Here is a 24,040-nt window from a genome sequence, read left to right on the forward strand (position 1 = left end):
GTCGGCGCCTTGTACCGTGCCGATGTGTCACCACGCCAGCTCGCGTCAATCACGACCACGTCGCTCCCAGCCCGCCAATCACGGATATGAATACCCGACGGGCACTTCGGATGCTCGTACGGCACTGCTATGCCGCAAGCCGATGCTCGTAGTATGGCCGGTCCCTGTCATCAAGAATTGCGTACATCGCGTCGAGATTCTTCGGGTCTGGATTGAGCCAAGCGTCTATGTTTTCCGGCTTGATAGGAATGATGCACCGGTCATGTCCTGCTGCGGCTACCTATGGAGGAGGTTCATCCGTGATGGCGGCAAATGAAAGCAGGTCCGTCTCGCCCGGCGCAGTCCATCGCGACCACAGACACGCGACATGCATCAGCTCCCCGTGTTCACCGCAGAGGTGCCTCACGAAGCCATCCATTTTGTCTCGATGGGTGAACGGACACCCGTGCCGGAGCAGCAGGAGATTTTTCAGTTGCTGCACAACACGAAAATCGGACTGACGTTGTCGGCCATCGACAACGTGGGCTACGAATTCCGCCAGGAGATTACCCTGTACCCTGGTGACTTCCGGACTCCGACCATTTCACCACGAACCGCGCACATATTCGCCGGCACGAACTCCCCATTTGCCGGGATGGCGCGATGGATGATTAAGAACCATCCGTCCAGCAAACTCGTAAAAAAGACCCTGTAGTCGAAACACTGCTCTGAAGCGAGCTCGCGTAGGGCTTGGCCTTTGACCGCGAAAGATGCATTACGCATACAAGCAAATGTCGCAGAGAGCGAAATCAGCTTCAGCTAAGCCAGACCTGCATTACCCTGTTGCAGCCCCCCTCTACGAGGTGGGTTGTTTTGAAGGCCGCACCATCACGCCCGGTCGGCTGCATCTGCGCGTCAAAGGTTCAGGTATCATTCTTTCCCGCCGTAAGAAAACATCAAATAAAACATGCAACGGGGAACGAAAATGAAAAAGACTTACGTGGCGGCGATAGCTGCCCTTCTTGTCGCGGCCGGTGCGCACGCGGACAACCACAAGAAAAAGGACCATGCTGCGCAGATGACCCCTGCCGCTTCGGCGCCGGTAGCAGCCGCGCCGACAGGGCCTGTCGGTTTCGGCGCGCTCAAGCTTGGAATGACGCGCGAGTCGGTCGAAGCGCTGAGCGCGAACGACGGCTTCTATCTCACTGAGAGCCTGAAGCCGGAGGCGTCGCGCTTCCCTCCCCCGAACGGAGGGGAACGCTTCAAGGCACTTGCCCTCACGCCACTCGGTCCGAACCCAGAAAAGGTGTCGCTGACCTTCACCGAGGGTGTTCTGACGGCCTTCAGCGTCACACTCGACGATGCAACGTTTGAGCAAGCCAGGCAGCAGCTCGTGGCGAAGTACGGCCCTGGCCAGCAGACCGACGACCGGAAGGACGAGCAGTGCATTTACCGCAATGGCGCGAACTTCAAAATCAACTGGGGGAGCGTCGCGAGCCGCTGGGTCCAGGACATTTCGCCGACCGAGCAGGTAAAGAGTTCGGCGACCGAGTTCACTGTTGATATGTGCCCGCCGAGCCTGGACGGTCCGCGACTGGGTGCGAGTACGACCCGTTTCATCGTCATGGAGAAGGTGCACGTCGACGCGACGCCGAAGGCGAACGTCTTCTGACAAGAAAGCATGCGCAGCTCCGTCCGGTCGGGCTTCGCGGGCTCAAGACTTTCCTTGCACGGCCGCTGTCGGCGGTCTAAAGTGCGGCACAGGCGCCTGAGCCCAATCTATTCCCGTGTTCAAACCGGACTCGACACAAGTGATGGTACAAAGGCCAGTTGGTCCTGGCTGATGCGTAGTCGGGGAAATCGTGCTTATTACTGGCGCGGCGCAAGGCGGCCCTAGTTTTGATGGTTTTTTCGTTCGCGCAGTGCCGACCGCTGCCTGCAAGCCAGGAATATTTCCGAAGACGCCGAGGCGAATAAATGTTGACCGCAGTTTTGCAAGGAAAGCGGAGAGGTTCCGGGCTAGAGGGAGTGGGCCATGACCTTTCATTTGCCACCGGGTCCGAGGACCTGCTGACATCCCTCGTGTTCGAACGCGTGTCTTATCTTTCGGACGACGCGGTATCAGCGTTCTGGACAGCCCTCTTGCCTGAGACGGTCCGACCGGTCGGACGCATTGAACGCGTCGAGTTTTGGCCCCGCTTCGAGCTTGAAGGAAGCCTTATTGAGCCGGACCTGCTTCTCGTGACAGAAGCGGCGTTGGTCGTCGTCGAAGCGAAGCGTTGGGACCAGATGGACCAGCAATATGCCACGCAAGTAGCGAGAGAAATACAGGCAGTCCTTAAAGCTGAACCTCTTGCAGGCGAATTGCGGCTAATCATGCTTCTTGTCGGAGGCCGTCAAGACACTTCGCCAGCATCGACCTCCGCCTTTGAATCGCTAGTGCACGAGCAGCTTGTTGGCGAACAGCTCTCAGATGAGATAGAGGTTCACGCGGTAAAGTGGCTTGACACGCTCGAAGCCTTCGGTGCAATAGCTCTGACGCATCCCGGTTATCAGCGGATGAGAGACGACGTTGAGGCTGGACTGCGGTTTCATGGTCTCATCCGCGAACGTGAGTTACGGCTGCACGAGTTGTGCAAAGCTGGCCTATCTGTCGAGACCTTTAAAGTGCTCGTTGAAGCTCGCCCCGATGTTGAATCTGCAATAGTCACGGGCCAAAGACCTGTTGCTCGTGCCACGCCCCTTCATTGCCTGACCCGCCAATATATTAACTCTGAGTGCTTTCTATTCTACAAATGAGCTCACGCAACGAACTAGTTGACGTTCTGACGGACGTTCGAAAAGCCTATCGACTTCTTGCAGACTATCAATCGGCACTCTTGACTCTCGTGAACGATATTGCACAGCGGATAGGGGCGACGTATTACTCGGCGGCCTATCCGAACTATCCGTTACGGAGCTACAACGTAAACCCGTTTGGAAAGAAGGTTGGGAAGGACTTTCTGCCGATGCTGAACGCGTCACATCTTTTTCTGTCCGCACGCAAGGAGAATACGGAAGCTCATAACAACCCGGAAGCGGGAGACTTCCTTGTCGATTTTCACTTGATGTCGGACACAAATGAGCTGGAGGGACGGGAGCCGGTGCCCGCGGAAGCGGCAGAGAGCCTGCTATTAATCTATTTGTATCGCGCCACCGAAACGCTTCCTAAAGGCACGAACTGGTATCACCAGGTATGGTTAAACACCGACTACCCGGCGGCCGACGGTGTCTGGTTTCCCGCAACGTCGTTCCAATCTGTTCGCGTATCTCGACTTACAGTCGACCTAGCCGAATTCGCTGACCCGGCCGGCGCTAGTGCTGTAGCTGGCCGCATTCTCGACCACCTGAAAACAAATTAAGCCAAATGGCAGTGCGCACGGCAACTGCTCTATACGCACTGTACCGGGGCCCAGAAGAGGAGCATCCCGCAACTTCGCGCGCGCAGAATCTGTTCGACCGACCAGTGCGCGTCCGCGGTCCTTGGCGCCTTCACGTAAAGCATCTGGTAGAGCGAAAGGTCAATGTCGCCAAGTCCGAGCGCGTCCGGTAGATGCGGTGGCTGTACGAATGTTCTTGGTCTGCTTGACGTCGCGCAGCAGGCGGAAGAAGCAGGACTGGCATGGGCGCGTGCCTGGATGGACGGTCACGGATAGCGACGCGCGCACAAAGCCTGTTCAGCCGGCGAGCCGGCGGTAAGCGCTGAGATGCCGGACGAGGCCCTGCTTGTCGCCACGAATCTCGCTCAGTCGGGCGAGATTGAAATGAGCGTCGGCATACGTCGGGTCCAGCTCGATGCATCGCTGGTACGCCGCTTCCGCAGCGTCATAGCGTTTCAGTTCTTCGAGTACAACCGCGCGGTTGAAGTGCAGGAGCGGGTCATCGGGAAAGTGCTGTAACGCCGCATCGAAGATGGACAACGCCTCGTCGCAGCGCGTTTCAGCTTCGCACAGCAGTACGCCCAGATTCGTATAGGCGTCGTAATGCGGCAACGACGCGAGCTCGAGCACTTTCCGGTAAGCCTGCTCTGCGCCAACCGCGTCGGTCCCAGCAAGCTGTTCGGCAAGGGCAAACCACTCCGCTGCCTGCTCTTCACGATTGGCATCGTTTCGCGGTGCCGAGTCCAGAAACGCCACATCCCCGCGGATATGGGCGACCTCGAAATCGAGCAGATGCTGACCGGAGTCAGCGTCCCACTGGGCCTGTCCGGACCTTACCGCCACGGACTGGCCCACAGATGTGATTCGAATGCCGGAAAGCGGGAGCTCGTCAGGAAGTTCTGCTTTCAGCCTCGTAAGTGCTCTCAGAATCTTGCGTGCAGAGACGTTGGCCGATTGCAGTTGGAAAGCAGTGCGCAGGAGCACCACATCCTGGAAGGAGAATCGAAGCTCGTTGCGTCGCCCACGCGACGGGTGGACGAAGCCGGCGTCAATCAACCCCGAGAGGACACGACGCGACACGCCCAGCAGCGATTGAAGGCTGCGCAGCGAGTAGTCGTTTGACTGGTTGCGGCGGCTCACTTGCGTGCCCGGACCTTTGCGGGTGGCGCTTCCTTGACGTCCGCTCTCGGTGTCGCCCGTTTGACAGGCCGGCGGGGCTTGGCGGCGAGCACGTCGACCTCGGCTGGTGAAGCCTTCTTGGTGGCCGGCGTCTTGGTCGCGGCCGTCTTCACCGGCGCCTCACGTTTCGCCCTGTTGGCGCTGAGACTTGCGCGAAGTGCTTCCATCAGGTCAATCACCTGACCGCCTGACTCCTCGGCCGGTGCCTCAGGTGACACAATCTGTTTGCCCGCAATCTTCCGGTCAATGGCTTCCAGTATCCGCTTCTTCTCTTCGTCTTCGTAACCTGTCGGGTCATAGACGTCTTCCGACACCTGGTCGATGATTTGCAGCGCGAGCTTCAGCTCTGTATCGCTAACCGTCACCAGCTCGATGTGCAAATCGCTCAGCGCGCGCACCTCATCGGCGAACAGCAGCTGCTGGAAAACCATGCCGTCTTCCGCCGGGCGTATCTGAACGATTCGGGTTTTTCCCTTGTACGACCATTTTGCGAGCGCACAGCGTTCGCTTTCCCGCATGGCAAGCCGTAGGAGGCTGTAGGGTTTCCCTCCGCGTTTGTCCGGGGCGATGAAGTACGCTTTGTCGTAGTACAGCGAGTCTACTGACTTCTCAGGGACGAACGACACAATCTCAACCACATGGCTTGCACCTTCCTCCAGCGCTTTGAGCTCTTCCGGGGCAAAGACGACAAACTGCCCTTTCTCAAACTCGTATCCTTTCTTCATGTCCGCGCGGGCGACGACGGCGCCGGTGGCCTCTGATATGTACTGCTGCTTCACGCGACCACCCTCCGGCGTCAGAAGGTTAAAGCCCACACCGGCGGCGCTATCCGTCGCCGAATACAGTTTGACTGGTATGGACACCAGTCCAAAGGACAGAGTCAGCGATGCGATGGAACGTGCTGCCATGTGAGCCTCCTGTGAGCGGGCGCTGGGATTCACCAGCGCTGCCTGATACCAGTATCTCCGGCCAACCATAGCGAGCGCGCATCTCGTATGCCGGTGAGTCGGCTCGCTTTCGGCCATGTGGGCGCTCTACCGCGCTCCAACGCTTATCACTTGTGGTCGCTACATCTGCCGGCGCCGGCCGTCTCTCACCGGAGCCGCCTGATTGCCGACGCCAACGACTGTTTTGCAAGCCAGTACGCTTCCCACGGGTCCTGCGTCTGGAAGCTAAGATACTCTCTCGCCGTTTGCACCGTCCACTGCGCACCGCTTTTAAGGTCAGACAGTTGCTCCCATGACACGGGCATCGAGACGCCCATTCCCGGACGGGCCCTCACGGAGAAGGCGGCAGCCGTGGTCTGGGCCTTGCCATTGCGCAGATAGTCGACATAAATTTTGCCGATTCTGTTGGCTGCCCCTGATGTCGCTGAAAAGCGGTCCGGGATGGTTTTTGCGAGATGCCGGACGAACGCCTGCGAGAACGCCTTCACAGATTTGTAGTCCAGTCTTGGCGCAAGCGGAACAACGACGTGCAGCCCTTTGCCGCCGCTGGTTTTCAACCACGCTTGCAGGTCAAGCTCCTCAAGCAACGCCCGGACAAGAAGCGCGGCCTCCTGAATTTGCTGCCATTTCACTCCGTCGCCGGGGTCCAGGTCAAAAATGACCCTGTCCGGTTTATCGATGCGCTGTATTGTCGAGTTCCACGTGTGGAACTCAACAACATTCATCTGCGCAGCCGACATCAGCGCGTCCGCCGTATCGACAGTCAGCAGCGGCAGATGATTCATCCACAGCTTGCGGTCGTGCGCCTTCAAACCGGGCATCCCGGTTTTTTCCGCGTGTTTCTGGAAGAACGTCTGCCCGGCTATCCCAGTGGGCGCGCGAACCATTGCAACAGGCCGGTCCACCAGGTGCGGCAGCATCCACTGGACAACGCTTTCGTAGTACCGGACGAGTTCCAGCTTGCTAACGCCGCTGGACGGGTCAACGACACGCTCGGGGTGCGTGACCTTGACCTGCGAGACAGGAGTTGGCTTCAGCGTTTCTCCGGACTCACGGACGACGCGTCGCGCGGGTTTGTCGACGCGCAAGCCTTTCAACGACGCCTGCCGGACAACACCTTCTCCGGTCCACTCCGCGAACTCGACCTCCGCAACCAGCTCCGGGTGTACCCAACGTTCGGCGCCGGCGGCCCGCCTTGACCAGCGGCTCGGCTTCGATACCGCAACGTCGAACGGACTAGTATCGCGTTCGAGCGGCTGCAGGCGTTCCCAGAGGTCCTGGCCCGTCCGAGCCTTCCAGCCGGTGCCCACGCTACCTGCATCGTGAAGCTTGCTGCCCACGTAGTAGCCGAGCAGCAAACTGCCGACTTCGCCGTCCTTGCCGCCCCTGGCGGTGAAGCCACAGATAACGAACTCCTGCCGCAGCCTGGACTTCGCCTTCAGCCACGTCTGCGTCCTTCCAGACTCGTAGCGAGAGTCGCGACTTTTCAGCATGAGCCCTTCGAGTCCTAGGGCCGCAGCGGCTTCGAATATCTGCGCGATAGGTGCGTCGAAGTCCTGGCTGAAACGTACCCGGTCGCCATCGTTTTCAAGCAGCTGCGCCAGGCGCGCGCGCCTCGCCCATAGTGGGACGCTCGTCAGGTCATCGCCGTCGCAGTATGGAAGGTCGAACAGGAAATAGACAATTTCGTCATACGCGGCGCCGTCTATCGCGGTTTGTAGAGCGCCGAAATCCGGTAGTCCGTCCCTGAGGACCACTATCTCACCATCAAGCCATCCACTCGTGAGGGGGAGCTTCGCGACCTCAGTGGCCAGCGTCGCGAGTTTCTTCGTCCAGTCGTGGCCACCGCTCGTGAACAGCCGTACGCGACCCTTGTCGACCCGAGCCAGCATCCGGTAACCGTCCAGCTTCGATTCGACTATCCAGTCGCCGACAGTCGGCAGCGACGAGGCCGTGGTCGCGCGCTGCGGTTCGAGTTTTGCGGGTAGCGGCGCGCTGACTACGGCCGACAGGTCTATCGCCGGGTCAGCTTGACGCGCGAGCCGGGTAACTCTTGGGTTACGCTCTTCGACCAGACCCAGTGGCTTTGTGGTGACGCTGTCAGGCAGCGCCTTGATAACGTCGTACTCGGCTAGCGGCTGCGCCCACTCGTCGCGCTTTTTGAACAACATCCACTGGTCCTGGCTGTCCTCTGGCTTGGATATGCGGACCAGTTCCCAGAGACCCGCGAGCTTCTCGCCATGGAGCCGAAAGACCAGCTTCCCGGCCTTCATGGATTTGCGCGGGTCGCCGACGGGCTCCCACGTCCCGCGGTCCCACACAATGACCGTCCCGGCCCCGTACTGCTTCGGTGGAATCGTTCCTTCGAACGTCGAATATTCGACCGGATGGTCTTCCACGTGGACGGCCATCCTCTTTTCCTTGGGGTCGTAGGAAGGGCCCTTCGGAACCGCCCAGGAGAGCAGCACACCATCGAGTTCCAGACGAAAGTCGTAATGCAGGCGGCTAGCCCAATGTTTTTGAACAACGAAGCTCAGAGGCGCGCGCTCGCGTGTGACTGGCTTGGCAGGCGCCGGTTCAGGCGTGACAGTAAAGTTCCGCTTTCTCCGATAGCGGCCAAGGGATGGAGTCGTAGAATCGCGCGCGGTTACCATAGTTCCAACCGGCAAAGACCGGTGTAATGGCGGACGATGGCGCCGGCAGTGCTGTTCAGAGTCCAGCTCCGACGCCAACGACCTGCAAGCGGCCCGATTCTCGTAGCCGTAGAAGCAAACGAGGCGGTTGTAGGTCGCCACAAGATTGCCTCCGGATTATGCCGGTACCGGATAACGAACTAGCTTCTGGCTTCTGTACCTTTAAGCTCGCCGTGTTTGTGCGAATGGGTCGCGGCATACTTAAGCTCGAAATGCGCGCCCTCGCCGCTACGCGTTGGCGGGAAGTGTTCGCCCTCGACGCATGTCACCTCGAACGTGTCTTTGCCATCGTCATGCACGACCGAGTAGATGCCGGACACCTTGACGATTTCGCCCGGCTTGTAAGAGTTGTCGCCTGCCATTTTTTCCTCCCTGTTTCGCTTTGTGAAGATAACGTCTGAGCAAGACGCATACCGTTTCGTGAAAAGGCTGCGCGATTGGGATTTCTCGGAGAAAAACACGACTCCAAGACTTTTTTCGTGCGCAAATCTTGCACGCACGTGGCCAGATTCCAGCACGCAGCGTGTCCCATGCAAAATCATCACCCTTGCCGCGCGGTATACATACTGCTGCCCGTTCCGCGGTGCAGCCGCGCGACTGGTCGGACATCAACGGCAGCGGTCGTGGGACAACCGGTACTGTGGGATAGCCTTGAGACACCAAACAGGGTGGCGAAGTTAGCGCCCTGAGGCGAACGGCTGACGGGCGACGCTGGCTGCGAGGGGCATCTCACGATGCTTTGGAACGTGTCTGAAGGCCTCGCTAAGGATAAGGCTAGGCTCCTCTCCACCGAGGGGCATTCACAAATACAATAGATGTTCGCTAGAGAGAACGCTGAGACGTACGGAGGTGGGACATGGGATACGGGGTTCGGGCGCTTGCGCCGCGAGACGATGCGGGCAGTTCGGCCGATGCCGGTCGTCCACGATGGTGAAGAGCGACGCGAGGTTCTTTAGGCCGGGATGCAACTCGGCGTCGACCGTTCCCGGCCTTGATGAAACCGATTATTTGTCGCAGCCCGTGTACGAACGAGCCTTACACCAGAGCGCAATATCAGCTGTCCGGAGAATCATAACCGGCACAACCAGCGGCGCGCCATACAGACCGCTGGCAGGTACAACGATGCACACGAAGACAGTTGGCATACGAACGGCAGGCGTCGTGTTGGCATGCAACTGGGCAAGACTCAGCACCCTGGGCGACACAGGCCGTGCCGCTGGGCCGGCTCCGGCGCGAATGCCAAGAGCGACGGCCCGACGGCCGTTGTACCGGCGCGCCTTCCTGCGCGTTTTTCTTCACACAAAGCAGTGCGCGCCGCCGCTGCGAGCCGCCCCTCAGGCTTCGTACTTGAATGACAAAGATACGCGCGCGCGATACTCGACGACCTTGCCGCCATCGACCCTCATGTCGAGCTTGCAGACTTCGGCGACGCGCAAATCTCGTAGCGAATTCGCAGCGAGTTCCACAGCATTCTTCGCGGCATCTTCCCAGGAGTTCGGGCTGGTGCCGATAATCTCAGTGACGCTGTAAACGCTGCATTCAGTGTCTTGCGTGGCCATAATTTCCACTCCTCTCGGTTAGGAGGCGCGATTCCCGCACCTCGGTCATTTCATCATAGGCTTCGGCGTGCCAACCGTCGTCGCTGCCCTCGGAGCCGCGCGTCTCGGCTGGTTAGCGGCCGGTGGGAGATTTTTCGGATGTTGTGCGCCCGCCACCTATATCGCAGGCGTTCGTTCCTAACGAAGGCCGGCGCTCAATGCTCGTGGAGCGATTGGCCTCGTTCCGAGCGCTGTACAGGCAACTATCGCCACTTTCCCAACGTGATGTTGCCAAGGACGGAGCCGAAACTCTTCGCTCGAGTCGGCATTACCCTTCAAATCTCTACCTGCGCTCCCAATTCGATGACCCGATTGGGCGGAATCTTGAAGTAATCAGCCGCGTCGCGAGCGTTGCGAGACATCGCGGAATACAAGGCCTCCCGCCATAGCGCCATGCCGGCTTTCGGCGTGGCGAGGACTGTCTGGCGGGCGATAAAGAAGGAGGTTTGCATCGGGTTAATCGAGAGTCCAGCATGCCGACCGTTTTGCAAAGCGCGCGGTATGTCGCGCTCATCCGAGAACCCATAGTAGACGTTGACTTGATAGCAGTTGTGTCCAAGCGGGACCACCTTGATGCGTTCCCTATCCGGAACTCTGGGGATGTCGGTGGCGTACACAGTCAAAAATATCGTTCGTTCATGCAGCACTTGGTTATGGAGTAGGTTATGCAACAGCGCATGGGGTGCGCCGTCACCTTCTGCACGGAAGAAGATGGCCGTACCAGGCACGCGTAGCGGTGGATTGATGAAGAGCGACTGGAGGAAGTCCTCGAGAGGGATGAGTTGGCGTTGGAGGCTTTGGAATACCAGTTCGCGCCCCCTTCGCCACGTCAGCATGAGCATGACCATCAGCGCACTGATTGTTAGCGTAAACCAGCCGCCGCTAATGATTTTCAAACTCGTGGAAGAGAACAAAGCGACGTCAATCATCAAAAAGAACCCGGTCGCTGCGACCGACAGCAACAGCGGAAATTTCCAGCCGAAACGAACAACGAAGAACGTCAGCAGCGTCGTTGTCAACATCGTAGCGGTCGCAGCAATGCCATAGGCCGAAGCCAAATTGGAAGACGAGCCGAATCCCACAACGGCCAATATGACAGCCGTGAGCTGGAGCCAATTGACGAGTGGAATGTAGATTTGCCCCTTTTGACTTTCAGAGGTCTGGCGGATGCGCATACGGGGCAGGAAGCCTAGCGCAATAGCTTGCTGAGTCACTGAAAATGCACCAGAGATTGTCGCCTGCGATGCGATAACGGTCGCCATCGTCGAGAGCACTACGAGCGGATAGACGCTCCAAGGGCCAAGTTGCAGAAAGAAAGGATTCGAAACCGCTGCCGGATTCGATAACAGCAAGGCGCCTTGCCCGAGGTAATTGAGTGCCAGCGCGGGAGCGACGATAGAGAACCAGGCCAAGCGAACCGTCTTCTTGCCAAAATGGCCCATATCAGCATACAGCGCTTCCGCACCGGTGAGCGCCAGGACAACCGCACCGAGGGCGACGAAGGCCAACCACCCGTTGCGGATGAGAAAGCCGAGGGCGTGGAGCGGATTGAAGGCAATCAGAATGACCGGGTTCTTAGCGATATTAGCAACGCCCATCGCAGCAAGCATAATGAACCAGACCAGCACAATCGGGCCGAACCATTTTCCGATACCGGCTGTGCCCCTGCGCTGCAACAAGTACAGTGCGACCAGAACGGCCAATGTCACAGAGATAACATACGGCTTAAGAGCCGGCGCGGCCACTTCCAACCCTTCAATGGCCGACAAGACTGAAATGGCTGGCGTAATCACACCGTCGCCGAAAAAAAGCCCGGCGCCGACCATGCCAAGCAGCATCACCGGATAGTACCAACGGGATTTCTGAGTGACCGACGATAGCGCTAACGCGGTCATCGCCATAATGCCGCCTTCCCCTCGGTTGTCCGCCCGCAAAACAAGAGTTACGTACTTGAGCGAAATCACGATTATGAGGCCCCACAAAATCAGCGAGACCACCCCCAGCACATTGGCAGGGACAAGCGAAAGACCATGATGTTTCGCGAATACCTCCTTCATTGTGTAAAGCGGACTGGTTCCAATGTCGCCGTACACAATTCCAATGGCAGCCAGCGTCAGCGCAGCAATGCTACTTTTATTGGAGTCTGTAGTCACGCCGCCGCCTCATTGTTGAGCCTCAAAGCATGTAACTGCGGAGCAAACTGCTGCTCCAGCTCACTACAACTTCTGCAACCGTCGCATCGCATCCGACCGCAACCGACCTCCGCTTACGTTCCGGCAGTTCGCCGCGACGGCGCTTCCCACCTTGTGATAGTCATTATAGGCGGGTGCCATTCTTGCCCGCTCCGAATCCGTAGCCGCGAAGTTCGCGCAAGTCGATGCATTCGGGTTGGGACGCTGCATGGAAGTATGCGCACTCTAAAGCAAGACGTTGGCTTGCTGATAACTCATGGCGGTGATGGAGTTCTTCTCGGGAGCCCTTTATTAGCAATACGGCTCCGGACTGGTACAAACAAGAGCTCGCATCTCAATTGAATTCCATTCGACAACTGGTCGCAGCTCAGCCGTCACTTTCCGTGACGGCCCAGACCGGCACGAGCCTGGTCCCGGGCACGCTTCGGGCGCGGACGGAAACGCGTCGTCCGTAGGTGACTGACAAAACAGCAGGCGTGCCTCCTGGGGACACCGGGGGAATGAGCGTTCCCGCCGCGCTGACAAACTGGTCACCACCTCCGATTTCGTAGCACCTGCGCGCCGTCCGTATGGCGTCAGCGTCCCCCGCCGAGAGCGTGTCCTGGACCGCAAGAGACTCAATTGCCGACCGTTGGTCGGCAATTTTCATGGGTGCGGCTTAGCCGCCCCCGCCAGCACCCGTTCGAGCGCCATCGACCTGGCCGCTTCCTCCGCTTGCTCGGCCGTATCGAACACACTGCCCGACACATACACTCTGTGCCACTCCGAGTTATCAGACGCGTCACGGAAAATGCGAAAGCGCGCGCAGTAGCCACGTGGCGTAGCCGGTATCACGTCGATGTCGACGGACGCACCTTCTATCTGATGCCTGACGAAGCCGTCCATGCCACCCTCCTGACGCCTGCGTTGTACGTGAAATCCTAGCATGATGGTCGCGATGCGGTAGGTGCGTTGCAGCAAATCACCGGGCATCAATCAGACGCTCAATGACTTGCACACTCGTTCGACTTGATTGACATCGGTCCACAAGAAGGGCGCGAAAGAGTTCACGGGTGAAGACAAATGATTCGCGGCGAAGCCCGCTTCGGCGCGCCTCAAGGTGCGCCCGCTGAAGAAGCTGAAGGACGCCGCGCTGTAAGCGAAAGTGTTTCGAAGCGGTAGCGCCCCTCGCGACCAACATCCGGGGGGCGTTTTCATTTGCGGCGCACGACGTCGGCGTTGCAATTGGAAAGCGCGTCGTTTTGTGAGTGAACCGGCTAAACGTCCGGCCATACACGCCCCGTTCCCTCTATTCCAGAGCTGAAGTAAGCTCATAAGTGCGCGCCGCATCGTGGCGTCGCGACGAAACAGGAGCATGTCATGAAGCCCTTCCCGGCAACGGCGCGCGCCGGTAGCGCCCTTGCACTGCTTGCGCTGTCCGGCTGCTACTACGTCGTCCCCGGCTACTATCCATACGGCTACTATCCCGCCGTTCCTACTGACGCTACCCAGCGCGAAGTCTCTGCTCAAGGCTACGGCTTGCCGAACGGCGACGACGCCCAGAACATCCCGCCCGCGTCGCCGGGTGGACCCACATATATCTCTCCGGCGCCTATGTACGTCGCGCCCGCCTACTACCCCGCGTACTATCCCCCCTACCCGTGGTATGGCTGGCCCGGTTGGTGGGGGCCGTCGGTGTCGTTCAGCTTCGGCTACTGGGGCGGCGGACATGGTCACTGGGGCGGTCATGGCGGGCACGGAGGCGGCCATGGCCATTGAACCGCCGAGGTTCGGCAATCGAGCTGCGTAACCGCGATTCGCGGCGCGACACCCTCGCCCGCAATATTTCAGCACGGGCACATCGGGTCGCCGCGCTGATGGCCCATACGACGGCGCGAGTGCCGTGAGGCGCCGTAAGGCGCGTAAGGCAGCCTGCAGAAAAAACGCCCCTCGCGACGGAAGTCCGAAGGGGCGTTTTGCTTTGGACCTGGGCGCAGAGCGTGCCCCAGGCACCACGTCGTTTAGGCTGTTGCCTGCACCGTCACAGGCGCCGGTGCAGCGGCGACGTCAGGCTTCGCGACCGCCGTTTTGGCGGCAACAGTCTTCTTGCTCGGCGCTTTCTTCATCACGGCCTTCTTTGCAGCCGGCGCCGTCGCCTTCTTCGTCGGAGCCTTCCTGCCAACAGTCTTCTTCGCCGCAGACTTCTTCTTGCTCACAACGCCCACACCCGCAGCGGCATCGTCGGCTGCGCCCGAAATAAGGAATTTCGTTCGGTCCTTCGCACCAGCTAGCCACGCCGGAGCCGGACCGCGTCCGCTCCAGGTCGCGCCGGACTTCGAGTCGCGATACTTAGCCGCCTGCGGACCTTTCGGCTGACCCTTGGTAGAAGTCGCACCAACTACCTTCGGGGCCCTCTTCACCGCAACCTTCGTCTTGCTCACCCCAGCTGCGTTCGTCGCAACAGGTGCTTCAACACCACTTGCAATCAGGAACTTTCTCCGGTCTTTGGCGCGAGCCAACCAGGCCGGAGCACGACCGCGGCCACTCCACGTCGCGCCCGACTTTGGGTCTTGGTACATCGTCGGCTGCGGACCGCGGACGTAAGCGCCGGCCGCCTTCGCTTTGCTGGCAGGAGCCGGCTTCGCCGTCGCTGTACTTCCGTCAATCAAGAATTTGTCTCGGTTCTTCGCGGCGGCAATCCAACTTGGTGCCCGACCGTGTCCGGTCCAGGTTGCACCACTCTTCAGGTCGCGATACTTGACCACAGCAACACTGTCTTTGCTCATGGTCTTAGCAACTGCCTTCGTGGCGCCCCGCTTGCTGCCAACGTGTGCGTCAATGTCAGCGGTGGTCAGGCCGTGCTTCGCCATCAACTCGCGAATCTTTTCGATGACGCCGGACGATTGCTTTGCAATCAGCGCATCCGCTTGGGCCTGCAATTTTTTAATCTTCGCCTGCATTGTTTCCAAAGTCGTTGCCATCAAGTGGCCTCCTCATAAATGTGGTCGCAATATGCCACGGTAGCGCTAGAAAAGGCTAGTGCATTGACTAAAGCGGTGTATCACCAAAAATCACAACACTGCGCCGCCGACCTCCAGGCTCTTCAATGCAGCCCGCTCACGGCTTGTCCTTGCCGCGAAACATTGCCTGGTGGTTCTTGGGTACTTCCACCGCTCCTCCTTCGGCGTTGGAAGTGAGCGCCGAATCCGACCGCGACAAGCAAGGCCGTCATCGGGTCGGCGCTCATGCCGGTCGCGCTACTGGATTGACTTTCGCTAGAAGGAGCAGAAGCTAATGTTGTCGTCAAGAAACTGGGCGCTCGGGTGCAAGGCGATGATTGCGAGATTTACGGTTGTGACGGGAGCATCGTCGCATCATGAACCGCGATTTTCTGGACGTGGGCACTACAAGACGTCTGCCGGCATTCCGCGATGAGATACGTTGATGAGGTAGGCGCGTCAATAGTGCTCACACCGTCAAAACGAACAACGAATCGATGCTTCGCGGTTAGTCCCCAAACGGGTTGCCGGTCTCTTTCACTTCGGTATTGAGGTTGTATTCCGCACGGGCGACCTTGAGCACGCCCTCGATGTCGCGCTCGAAGCCGACTGCATTACCGAAGTGAGTCATGTTCCAGTTGCAGCCGGTCTTGTCAGCCTCTTGCAGCTGCGGCCGCGGCACGCGAATCTTCACGCCATCTTCGACGATTTCCTGCAGTCGACGGATTCGCCGGTTGACCTCCTGCTGAAGCTGCGAAGCATTGAGCGTCTTCCGTATCATCCGAGTCTCCTTCCAGTTGCTCAAGCCAGTCTAACGCAGGTGAGGCGTTCTGTGACCTTGCGCTGAAATGCAAAATGTCTGAGAGGGGCAGGCGCCTTGGTTCGCCGGCGTACGATGTCTGCCTACCCAATCGCTATGCCGCAAGTCGGTGCTCGTAGAATGGCCGGTCCCGGTCATCAAGAATTCCGTACATCGCCGCCAGGTTCTTCGGGTCCGGGTTGAGCCATGCATCTATGTTTTCCGGCTTGATAGGAATGATGCACCGGTCATGTCCTGCTGCGGCTACCTCTGGAGGAGGTTCATCCGTGATGGCGGCAAATGAAAGCAGGTCCGGCTGGCCCGGCGCGCTCCACCGCGACCACAGGCAGGCAACGTGCATCAGCTCGCCATTGCTCGGACGGAACTCGAGAACGACATTTTCATCGCGCTCGTGAGTCTCGAGTAACGTGCCTTCGAACTTCGCCTTGCTCACATTTTCGTAGAAAACTTCAACAAGAAGGACGGCATGCGTACGTCCAAAGCATGGTGTCCAGAAACCTTCAAGACTATCCCGGCGCGCATTGTAAGTCCCGGGGTATTTGGTGTCGTAAAACGCCGGCTTTCCAGCAATCCGGCACTGGTAACGCATGGGTTTCACGACCCGTTGGCCATTTTCCATAACCATCACGGGTGCGTAGTTGCCCGGAAAAATGCGCGAGTCCCGCGGTTGCAGGTCGGTTCGTTGCAAGTCTTCAAGTTTTCCCTTGGTCCATGCGATTTTGTCGGTGGCGATTCGCTGGCTTTCAGTCGCTGCTTTGGTTATTTTTGTCTGCAACGTCCGTTCGGCGTCGGCTAGTCGCTTGCGCTGTTTGAACAGGTCCTGCTCGAGTGTCGTCACCTGCGCCGATTTGAACCGGGCGATGAGAGCATTGATTTCGCGCTCTGCGTCATCCTGTGGTTCGGAGAAGGCGTCTTCCATGGCTTTTGGTATCTTCGCCCTGCTGATGCCCTCGGCGCGCTCAAAAAACAGACGGGCGAACTCGTGGATGTTCATCAGGGCGCCAAAGGTGCGCACAAATTTCCGATAGTCCGCCAGAACCTGGGCTGAGTAGCACATGCATGCCTCCGTTTTGTCCTTTCATGATACGCATTTGCGTCCGCTCAGCAGAAGTTCCTGCTCGCAGTGATGAGACCGCCCAGCAGGTGTGACATGTCGACAAGTCGCTGCGCAACGAGATGTCGCACTTCGCCCTGGCATTGCCAAGTGCCATACACAGCGAGCAGCGATGCCCCGAGGGCTTCCTTGCGCTGTCTTTCCAGCAGGCTCGGCCAGACGATGACGTTTACGTTGCCCGTTTCATCTTCAAGAGTCACAAACATCACACCTTTTGCGGTGCCGGGCCTTTGGCGCACTGTCACCAGCCCGCATCCCCGAGCCAGACGACCGTCACGATAGGTCCGCAAGGTCGATGCCGGCATCAGCCGGCTTTCAAGCAGTTGGGGCCGGAGCAGTTCCAGCGGGTGCCGCCCTAACGTCAATCCCACAGACCTGTAGTCTGCGACGATGTCGTGCGCTTCGGACGGTGCGCCCAACTCAGGCGTCTCATCCTGTACTGAGGCGATGGCAAGCATGTCTTTATCCGGCACGGCCGCGACCGACTGCCAAAGCGCTTCCCGCCTGTTTCCGGCAAGAGATGCCAACGCGTTTGCGTCAGCAAGGACATGCAGGTCCTTCCGGTCGAGTTGCGCTCTGCGGGCAAGGTCGCCAACGCTTTTGAACGGCCGAACCGCTCGCGCATTCTCGATTCTTTCTGCAGCACCGTCCTTCATGCCGCGAAGCAGCGACAGACCGAGACGCACAGCCGGTCGGGTCGCGCCAGCACCGTGCTCAAGCGACGAATCCCATCCGCTGATGGCAACATCGACTGGCAATACCCTGACATCGTGACGCTGTGCGTCCTGCACCAACTGCGAGGGTGAATAAAAGCCCATCGGCTGCGAGTTCAGCATCGCAGCGAGGAACGCTTCCGGTTCGTGGCACTTTAACCAGCTGCTCGCGTAGACAAGCAGCGCGAAGCTGGCGGCATGGCTCTCCGGAAAGCCATACTCACCGAAGCCTTTAATCTGCTCAAAAATTGACTCGGCGAAGGCAAGGTCGTACCCACGTTCCTGCATGCCGACCACTATGCGGTTGTAGTATTTTTCGAGGCCGCCCTTGCGTTTCCAGGCGGCCATGGCTCGCCGCAAGCCATCAGCCTCGCCCGGAGTGAAACCGGCTGCCAGGATGGCAACCTGCATCACCTGCTCCTGAAAAATCGGCACGCCGAGCGTGCGGCCAAGCGCGGTCTTCAGCGCATCGCTCGGATAGGTCACGGGCTCGAAGCCCTGCCGCCGCTGCAGGTACGGGTGAACAGCGCCACCCTGAATTGGGCCTGGCCGGACGATGGCGACCTCGATGACCAAATCGTAGAACGTGCGGGGTTGCATGCGCGGCAACATCGACATCTGGGCACGAGATTCAATCTGGAAGACGCCAACAGTGTCCGCCGCCGAAATCATCTCGTACGTCGCCGGGTCCTCTGCAGGGATGTCCTGCATTTCAAAACGTTCGCCGCGCTGCTCTGACACAATGTCGAGCGTGCGGCGAATCGCGGACAACATCCCGAGCGCAAGCACGTCGATTTTCAGAAGTCCGAGCGACTCCAAATCGTCCTTGTCCCATTCAATCACGCTGCGGTCTGCCATCGCAGCGTTTTCGACAGGGACGAGGCGCGTGAGCTTGCCGCGACTGATGACAAATCCACCTGAGTGCTGTGACAGATGCCGCGGAAAGCCGAGCAGTTGCGATGCAAGCTTCGCCCATGCCTGAATCAGCGGCTTCTCCGGGTCAAGGCCGGATTCAGCAAACCGTTTGAGCAGGTCCTGACTTGTATCGAACCAATGATGCGACTTCGCCACGAGGTCGACAATCTGAGGGTCAACGCCGAGTGCCTTTCCCGTCTCGCGTAGCGCGCCGCGTGGCCGATACGTCGACACCGCGGCTGCAATGGCTGCACGGTCGCGACCGTATTTCCGATAGATGTATTGAATGACCTCTTCGCGTCGCTGGTGCTCGAAGTCCACATCAATGTCCGGCGGCTCCCCGCGCTCCTTGCTGATGAATCTCTCGAACAACATGTTGCCGCGCGCCGGGTCCACTTCGGTGACACCCAGGCAGTAACAGACGGCCGAGTTGGCAGCCGACCCGCGACCCTGACAGAGGATGTGCCGGCTCCTCGCGAAACGAACGATGTCATAGACCGTGAGAAAGTACGGCTCGTATTGCAGGTCTGCTATTAGCTCGAGCTCGTGTTCAATCTGCTCCTGCACTTTGTGCGGAATGCCAGAGGGAAAGCGTCGCTGAGCGCCGATGTATGTCTCCTGTCGAAGATACGCGGCCGGTGTAATGCCTGCGGGTACCAGTTCGTCGGGATATTCGTAACACAACTCATCGAGCGAAAAAGCGCAGCGACTCGCGATGTCCACGGTCGCGGCGAGCGCATCGTCCGGATAGAGGTTGGCGAGTCGCAACCGCGAGCGCAGATGCTGTTCTGCGTTAGGTGCGAGGTCATAACCACATTCGTGAACAGGCCTGCCGACACGGATTGCAGTCATTGTGTCCTGCAGCGGCTTTCTGGAGCGCACATGCATGACAACGTCGCCGAGCGCAACTATTGGAACATCGAAGTTGCGAGCGACAAACTCAACCGCACCACGATGGATGTCGTCCATTGCGCGTTGATGTAGCACCAGACCGACCCATGCACGGCCCGTGAATGTGTCGTCGAGCCATTCAACCTGCGCTTCCAGAACGTCCTCTTTCGCAGGGAAATCCGGGACGAGAATCGCGAGACAATCCGGCGCTCCCAGCAAATGACGATATTCCTTGTCCGGTCGCGACAGGTCCTGCGGGGTGAGTCGATATTCACCCTTCGGCGCGCGTGTGCGCGCCAGCGTGATGAGTTCGGACAGGTTGCCGTATCCCTCACGATTCTTCGCGAGGAGGATAAGTCCGAAAGCAGGTGACCCATCAGCGTTGACCAGTCTGAAGTAGGAGCCGACGATAAAAGGAAGCTTTGTTGCCTTCGCGGCCACGTGCGCCCGGACGACGCCAGCAAGTGAGCACTCGTCGGTGACGGCAAGTGCTGAGTAACCCAGCTGCGCTGCGCGCTCAGCAAGCTCTTCTGCGTGCGAGGCACCTCGCAGAAACGAGAAGTTGGAGCGGCAAAAAAGCTCGGCATACGCCGGAAGGATATTGAAGGTCGTGTCCACGGCACATCACCCGAAGAGGCCGTGGAGGAACCAGCGTTGTTCTTCTTCCGCATCACGGCTGCTAACGCGTTCGCGGTAAATCCAGTAACAGCTCGTGTCCTCCCCCTGCGCGACGAAATAGTCGCGTGTGACGAGTTCACCATCGAACCAGCCGGCTTCAATGCGCTCACCTGGCGACACCATGCGCAACGGGGAGCCATAGAACGGGCGATGCTTACGCATCAATAGGCGCACGGGTGTATCGAGCATCCATGTGGGCCTCGGCAGGCCATCCGGGAGGGGGTCTGGCTTTTTCTTCTGCGATACCGGAATCCAGCGGTTAGCAATTTCGGGGCGATGGTCAGCCGTCGGCGCCGGCCGCAGGACGTTTTCCTCGCCGAGCCGTGCGACAAGTAGCTCAAGCAGCTTCTGATGGTCCTCTTTGGAGCCACCCGGTTCAGGGAAAAGCGTATCGGATGCTGGCGCCGCTGGCTCGACGTTCGTGGCATCAAGCCGCAAGGCAATCATCGGCGCGGCCAGTTCAATACGGTGCAACCGCTCCTTCAGCAGTCTGACCAGGTGTTCTTCGCGCCATGTTGGTTCTCCCAATGCGATGTCGACAATGGTTGGCTCAATTGCATCACGGCCACGCTCGTGCTCAAGCGAGAGGCGGACGCCTGTGACTGCGAGTTGTTTTGCGCAAAGCCATCCACATAGCTGAACAATCAATCGATGTGCAGCGAATACCGCTCCGTCCGCGTGCTCGAGTCGGTCTGGCATCTCGATGCGCGCAGAAAAGGTTGGTGGCAGCTCGAGCCAGTCGAATAGCTCGGGTGCGGTGCCGAAGGCTCGGTCAAGAGAATCCAGAAGGTGTTCGCCACACCGGCGTTGCAGCCCCGCGCGAGGCAGGCGCCGTATGTCAGCGACGGTCTCGCAACCAAGGCCATTGAACCAGTCGAAAAACGGACGGACCTCGGGGACGGCGGCCATTGGCAGGGCGGAGAGGCGATGCTCAAGCGATGCAAGTTTCAACACTCGCCGGTTCCCATGCTTCGCGAGCAGCCAGGCGCCCTGTCCAGTCGGCGCTGCGCTGATGCGTGCGGTGAAGCCGAGCGCACCGAGGACGGCCTTCGCCTCGCGACTCAGCGCAAGCAGGCCGCCAAAGAGGCGCAAACTCGCGCCGACCTCAACGACGACCGTCGCTTCATCGAGCAGTGCGACTTCGGGCGAGAAACGCATCAGCGCGATGCCAGCCTCGCGTTGCGCGGCGCCTTCGCGACCCATGTCGCGCTCATGCATTTCCGTTTCGGGCGACAAGGTAAGCACCCCGCCGCGCTTCATCCCAAGACGCACGCCTGCCGTGCGGGCGGTAGCGTCCGCAATGATGACCTTGTCTTTCTCGAGCACGGCGCTACCGTGCGCGGGCTCAGGTGACCACTTCGGTCTGAAGACCTCGAGCGGCAACTTCGGCAGATGAACGGCGAGAAAGACGCGCATGGCGGGAAAGCAGAACGGGGGTTGGTTGAAGGGGAATCGACAGGGGCTCTGCGCGAGAGGGACCTCGTCGTTTCACAATGTCCACAGTTAGGCCGTCGGCTGATGGTCTGAGTGCTAGCCGCAACAGCGCTGGCGACGCATCCTGAACAGACGCCAGCGGCCGCACCATGATGAAAAGCGTCTCCGATGACTGGGCAGCCAGGTGCAGACGTCGAAGCGATGAAGCCTGCGCGTACTGCGTCCAGAAAATCAGCGCGCCGCAGCTGCCGGCACGAAGAATCTGCTCCGCCGACCACAACGCATCCGCGGTTTTCGGCGTCTTCACCCGAAGCACCTGGTCCAGAGAAAGCCCGATGTAACTCAACCCCAGTCCGTCAGGGGTGTGAGGCGGCTGCACGAACGCGACCGGTCGATGTCCAGCCGCGCTGAGCGCCGGACGCAGCAGCCGGAGTTCGCCTACGCCGGCCTGCTGGACGAGCAGGTCGACTAGCGCGCCAACTGGCCATCCACCACCCGGCAGTTCCGCTGACAGCGCCGGATACCCAGTCTCGACGACCCTGCCGCGACTACGGGCGAGCTGCGACGCCCGCCATAGCGATGGGTGTATTTCCTCAGCAAGCACGGTAGCGGTAGACATTGGCAGCACAAAAACCTGTATATTTATACAGTATCGTACACGCAAATCCACGCGAGTGAACTGACACTTTTTTTACGGGTTGAACGATGGACGTGCCCAGAAACAGTCCGTCAATGCAGCAGATGCGTTCGCTCGGAGGCGGATGTTGGCCGCGTGCTTCATCCAGAGGGAGACTTCAACATGAGAGCGGACGAATGGGTTCGGGAAGCCGAACGGGAATCAAAGCTTGTGGACGCCCTGTTCAAAGCGCGTCATCTGATTTCGATGCATAACGGCATGACCGTACGATGCGACGGTGAGGAATGGCCGCTTGATTTCGGCCAGGAGCTGAAAGTGATTGACGCTACGTTGAAGATGGCAGGAATCGACACTGCACGGCTCAAGCAATAGATACTTGTCGAGCCGCTCGAGTTTAGGCAATCATTGATGAGAAGCGGACGGAGGACCGACAAGGGTCGACAGATGCAGACTGACAAATACCGTGGATACACCCTGTGGGGCCATGCCATCCTTCAGCAGGACGACATCTTGCGACCGGAGCGCTTCGCCAGCAGCGGTACAATTATGCGCGACTCGAAGGTCGTGGCAGCGTCTGGGGTGCTCGACGCATTCGATACTGAGGAAGAGGCAGAATCAGCAGGTCTTGCGTGGTGTCGCGCGTGGGTCGATAGCCACGGGTAGTGAGGGGCAAGGCGCTTCGCCGTCGATTGCGTCAGCTAACGTAGGGCGACACATAGAGCGGGCCCGACGCCGCATTGCCGTGTCGCATTTGTCACCGGGTTTGCTGAGCGAATGGGTTGATGGGGTACACCTTCTCGGGTTCCTTGACCCGTTCGAGCATCTGGACCTTAGACCAGTCCGCCACCTTTGCCTCCAGGCCCCGCACCACATTGGTTTCCAGCGGCTGTATTCCAGCGTCACCGTTGAAGTTGGCACTGAACGCTGAGTGAAACCGATACTGAAAGTATCCTGAGACTTCGGCTATTCGCTCAGGCGTTTTTGAGTCCGTGTAGATGACGGACTCGGGCGAGAACGGGTCGTAGTAAATCACGTTCGGGTAGTCAGTGTTGACTGCAACGCGCGGCTCATCGCAGACCATCAGCGACCCAACTAGCTGAATTGAACCTTTCATGCCCTTCGGCGTCTTGAATACCCAGATTCGCTCGGGTAATCGTCCCGCGAGTTCCGAGAGCTTTGGGTTGTTCGAACCAAAGTACCCGACCTCACGGTTCTTGAGGTTGGTTTCGAGCTTTTGCCAGTAGTAGAAGATGTCCATTCAACGACGCTTGATTGTTCGGTTGGTTGATAGATAGATAGATAGATAGATAGATACATGGTGATTTTACCAACTCAGTGATGCGGCCCGTCTGGCGCATGCCGCTCGTCAAGAGTAGGCGTATCGTTGGGTGTCAGCTCCAGACTCCAAATATTTTTTTCAGGCAAATCTCCCACGCATGCGGCGCAGATTTCTGCGCGCAGCGTTCCCATGCGAAATCATCACCCCTGTTGCGCGGCATACATACTGCTGCCCGTTCCGCGGTGCAGCCGCGCGACTGCTCGGACATCAACGGCAGCGGTCGCGGGACAACCGGTACTGTGGGATAGCCTTGAGACACCGGACAGGATGGCGAAGTTAGCACCCTAAGGCGAACGGCTGACGGGCGACGCTGGCTCCGAGGGGCATCTCACGATGCTTTGGAACGTGTCTGAAGGCCTCGCTCAGGATAAGGCGGGGCTCAACTTCATCAAGGGGCATTCTCAAAAACAAGAGATGCACGCCAGAGAACTGCTCAAACGTAGCAAGCTGGAGCAAAGCACTTGCAGGGTTGGAGCGCTTGCGCCGCGAGACGATGCTTGCAGTTCGCCGGTGG

21 protein-coding genes and 2 pseudogenes are annotated in these 24,040 nt (G+C 59.1%); 8 read left to right on the forward strand and 15 right to left on the reverse strand.

Translation table 11 applies throughout. The features are described from left to right. Positions 1 to 127: 127 nt before the first annotated feature. Positions 128 to 373 (reverse strand): annotated as a pseudogene (locus HV770_RS38690) (SOS response-associated peptidase family protein); the annotation flags it as partial. Here HV770_RS38690 and HV770_RS18095 point away from each other — a divergent pair. The 4 genes from HV770_RS18095 (at position 368) to HV770_RS18110 (ending at position 3,380) form a co-directional block, all read left to right on the forward strand. Beyond that, positions 368 to 694, forward strand: a complete 327-nt coding sequence (locus HV770_RS18095) for a hypothetical protein (RefSeq protein WP_175161732.1) — start codon at positions 368 to 370, stop codon at positions 692 to 694. The pseudogene HV770_RS38690 and the gene HV770_RS18095 overlap by 6 nt on opposite strands. Before the next feature lie 285 nt (positions 695 to 979). Beyond that, on the forward strand, positions 980 to 1,651 hold the full coding sequence (locus tag HV770_RS18100; RefSeq protein ID WP_175161735.1) for a hypothetical protein: 672 nt from the start codon (positions 980 to 982) through the stop codon (positions 1,649 to 1,651). Positions 1,652 to 1,956: 305 nt separating this feature from the next. Further along, a complete protein-coding gene (locus HV770_RS18105; RefSeq protein ID WP_175161737.1) occupies positions 1,957 to 2,778 on the forward strand; it encodes a hypothetical protein in 822 nt (273 codons plus the stop codon). Between the two features lie 89 nt (positions 2,779 to 2,867). After that, entirely contained in the window at positions 2,868 to 3,380 is a 513-nt protein-coding gene (locus HV770_RS18110) for a hypothetical protein (RefSeq protein WP_175161739.1), read from the forward strand. A gap of 315 nt (positions 3,381 to 3,695) precedes the next feature. Here the strand turns inward: HV770_RS18110 and HV770_RS18115 are convergent, their stop codons facing one another. The 7 genes from HV770_RS18115 to HV770_RS18145 all read right to left on the reverse strand — a co-directional run bounded on the left by HV770_RS18115 (position 3,696) and on the right by HV770_RS18145 (position 12,892). After that, positions 3,696 to 4,538, reverse strand: coding sequence for a tetratricopeptide repeat protein (locus HV770_RS18115; RefSeq protein WP_175161741.1), 843 nt, complete (start codon positions 4,536 to 4,538; stop codon positions 3,696 to 3,698). Then, a complete protein-coding gene (gene ku / locus HV770_RS18120) occupies positions 4,535 to 5,485 on the reverse strand; it encodes a non-homologous end joining protein Ku (RefSeq protein ID WP_175161743.1) in 951 nt (316 codons plus the stop codon). Before ku ends, HV770_RS18115 begins: the two co-directional genes overlap by 4 nt. Before the next feature lie 185 nt (positions 5,486 to 5,670). Next, positions 5,671 to 8,178, reverse strand: a complete 2,508-nt coding sequence (gene ligD / locus HV770_RS18125) for a DNA ligase D (protein ID WP_175161745.1) — start codon at positions 8,176 to 8,178, stop codon at positions 5,671 to 5,673. Positions 8,179 to 8,357: 179 nt separating this feature from the next. Then, a complete protein-coding gene (locus HV770_RS18130) occupies positions 8,358 to 8,579 on the reverse strand; it encodes a hypothetical protein (RefSeq protein WP_175161747.1) in 222 nt (73 codons plus the stop codon). 972 nt (positions 8,580 to 9,551) lie between these two features. Further along, complete coding sequence (locus tag HV770_RS18135; RefSeq protein WP_018419010.1) at positions 9,552 to 9,776, reverse strand: dodecin family protein; 225 nt, start codon at positions 9,774 to 9,776, stop codon at positions 9,552 to 9,554. Between the two features lie 314 nt (positions 9,777 to 10,090). Then, positions 10,091 to 11,968 carry a potassium transporter Kup gene (locus HV770_RS18140; protein ID WP_175161750.1) on the reverse strand — a complete coding sequence of 626 codons (1,878 nt, stop codon included), beginning with the start codon at positions 11,966 to 11,968 and terminating at the stop codon, positions 10,091 to 10,093. 684 nt (positions 11,969 to 12,652) lie between these two features. Then, positions 12,653 to 12,892 carry a hypothetical protein gene (locus HV770_RS18145; protein ID WP_175161751.1) on the reverse strand — a complete coding sequence of 80 codons (240 nt, stop codon included), beginning with the start codon at positions 12,890 to 12,892 and terminating at the stop codon, positions 12,653 to 12,655. A 127-nt stretch (positions 12,893 to 13,019) separates the two neighbouring features. On the opposite strand from HV770_RS18145, the pseudogene HV770_RS40040 reads away from it, so the two are divergent. Together HV770_RS40040 and HV770_RS18150 are read left to right on the forward strand one after the other, a co-directional pair. Next, positions 13,020 to 13,145, forward strand: a pseudogene (locus HV770_RS40040) (HU family DNA-binding protein); the annotation flags it as partial. A 221-nt stretch (positions 13,146 to 13,366) separates the two neighbouring features. Further along, a complete protein-coding gene (locus tag HV770_RS18150) occupies positions 13,367 to 13,765 on the forward strand; it encodes a hypothetical protein (RefSeq protein WP_175161753.1) in 399 nt (132 codons plus the stop codon). Positions 13,766 to 14,007: 242 nt separating this feature from the next. Here HV770_RS18150 and HV770_RS18155 read toward each other — a convergent pair whose 3' ends face one another. The 6 genes from HV770_RS18155 to imuA form a co-directional block, all read right to left on the reverse strand. Further along, positions 14,008 to 14,967 carry an H-NS family nucleoid-associated regulatory protein gene (locus HV770_RS18155; RefSeq protein WP_175161755.1) on the reverse strand — a complete coding sequence of 320 codons (960 nt, stop codon included), beginning with the start codon at positions 14,965 to 14,967 and terminating at the stop codon, positions 14,008 to 14,010. 526 nt (positions 14,968 to 15,493) lie between these two features. Next, positions 15,494 to 15,766, reverse strand: a complete 273-nt coding sequence (locus HV770_RS18160; RefSeq protein WP_175161757.1) for a hypothetical protein — start codon at positions 15,764 to 15,766, stop codon at positions 15,494 to 15,496. Positions 15,767 to 15,899: 133 nt separating this feature from the next. After that, positions 15,900 to 16,862 (reverse strand): SOS response-associated peptidase family protein, encoded by a 963-nt coding sequence (locus HV770_RS18165; RefSeq protein ID WP_175161759.1) that lies wholly within the window; start codon positions 16,860 to 16,862, stop codon positions 15,900 to 15,902. A 44-nt stretch (positions 16,863 to 16,906) separates the two neighbouring features. Next, positions 16,907 to 20,056: an error-prone DNA polymerase gene (locus tag HV770_RS18170; RefSeq protein ID WP_175161761.1), complete on the reverse strand. Its 3,150-nt coding sequence runs from the start codon at positions 20,054 to 20,056 to the stop codon at positions 16,907 to 16,909. 6 nt (positions 20,057 to 20,062) lie between these two features. Continuing rightward, positions 20,063 to 21,532 (reverse strand): Y-family DNA polymerase, encoded by a 1,470-nt coding sequence (locus HV770_RS18175; RefSeq protein ID WP_175161763.1) that lies wholly within the window; start codon positions 21,530 to 21,532, stop codon positions 20,063 to 20,065. After that, entirely contained in the window at positions 21,462 to 22,169 is a 708-nt protein-coding gene (gene imuA, locus HV770_RS18180) for a translesion DNA synthesis-associated protein ImuA (RefSeq protein WP_175161765.1), read from the reverse strand. The genes HV770_RS18175 and imuA overlap by 71 nt, the downstream gene beginning before the upstream one ends. A 180-nt stretch (positions 22,170 to 22,349) precedes the next feature. On the opposite strand from imuA, the gene HV770_RS18185 reads away from it, so the two are divergent. Both HV770_RS18185 and HV770_RS38700 read left to right on the forward strand, forming a co-directional pair. Then, positions 22,350 to 22,559, forward strand: coding sequence for a hypothetical protein (locus HV770_RS18185; protein WP_134138565.1), 210 nt, complete (start codon positions 22,350 to 22,352; stop codon positions 22,557 to 22,559). A 72-nt stretch (positions 22,560 to 22,631) separates the two neighbouring features. After that, positions 22,632 to 22,850, forward strand: coding sequence for a hypothetical protein (locus HV770_RS38700; protein WP_246290979.1), 219 nt, complete (start codon positions 22,632 to 22,634; stop codon positions 22,848 to 22,850). Between the two features lie 91 nt (positions 22,851 to 22,941). Here HV770_RS38700 and HV770_RS18190 read toward each other — a convergent pair whose 3' ends face one another. After that, positions 22,942 to 23,445 (reverse strand): hypothetical protein, encoded by a 504-nt coding sequence (locus HV770_RS18190; RefSeq protein ID WP_106305224.1) that lies wholly within the window; start codon positions 23,443 to 23,445, stop codon positions 22,942 to 22,944. Positions 23,446 to 24,040: the final 595 nt, after the last annotated feature.

Source organism: Paraburkholderia fynbosensis, assembly GCF_902859935.1.
Taxonomy (GTDB): Bacteria; Pseudomonadota; Gammaproteobacteria; order Burkholderiales; family Burkholderiaceae; genus Paraburkholderia; species Paraburkholderia fynbosensis.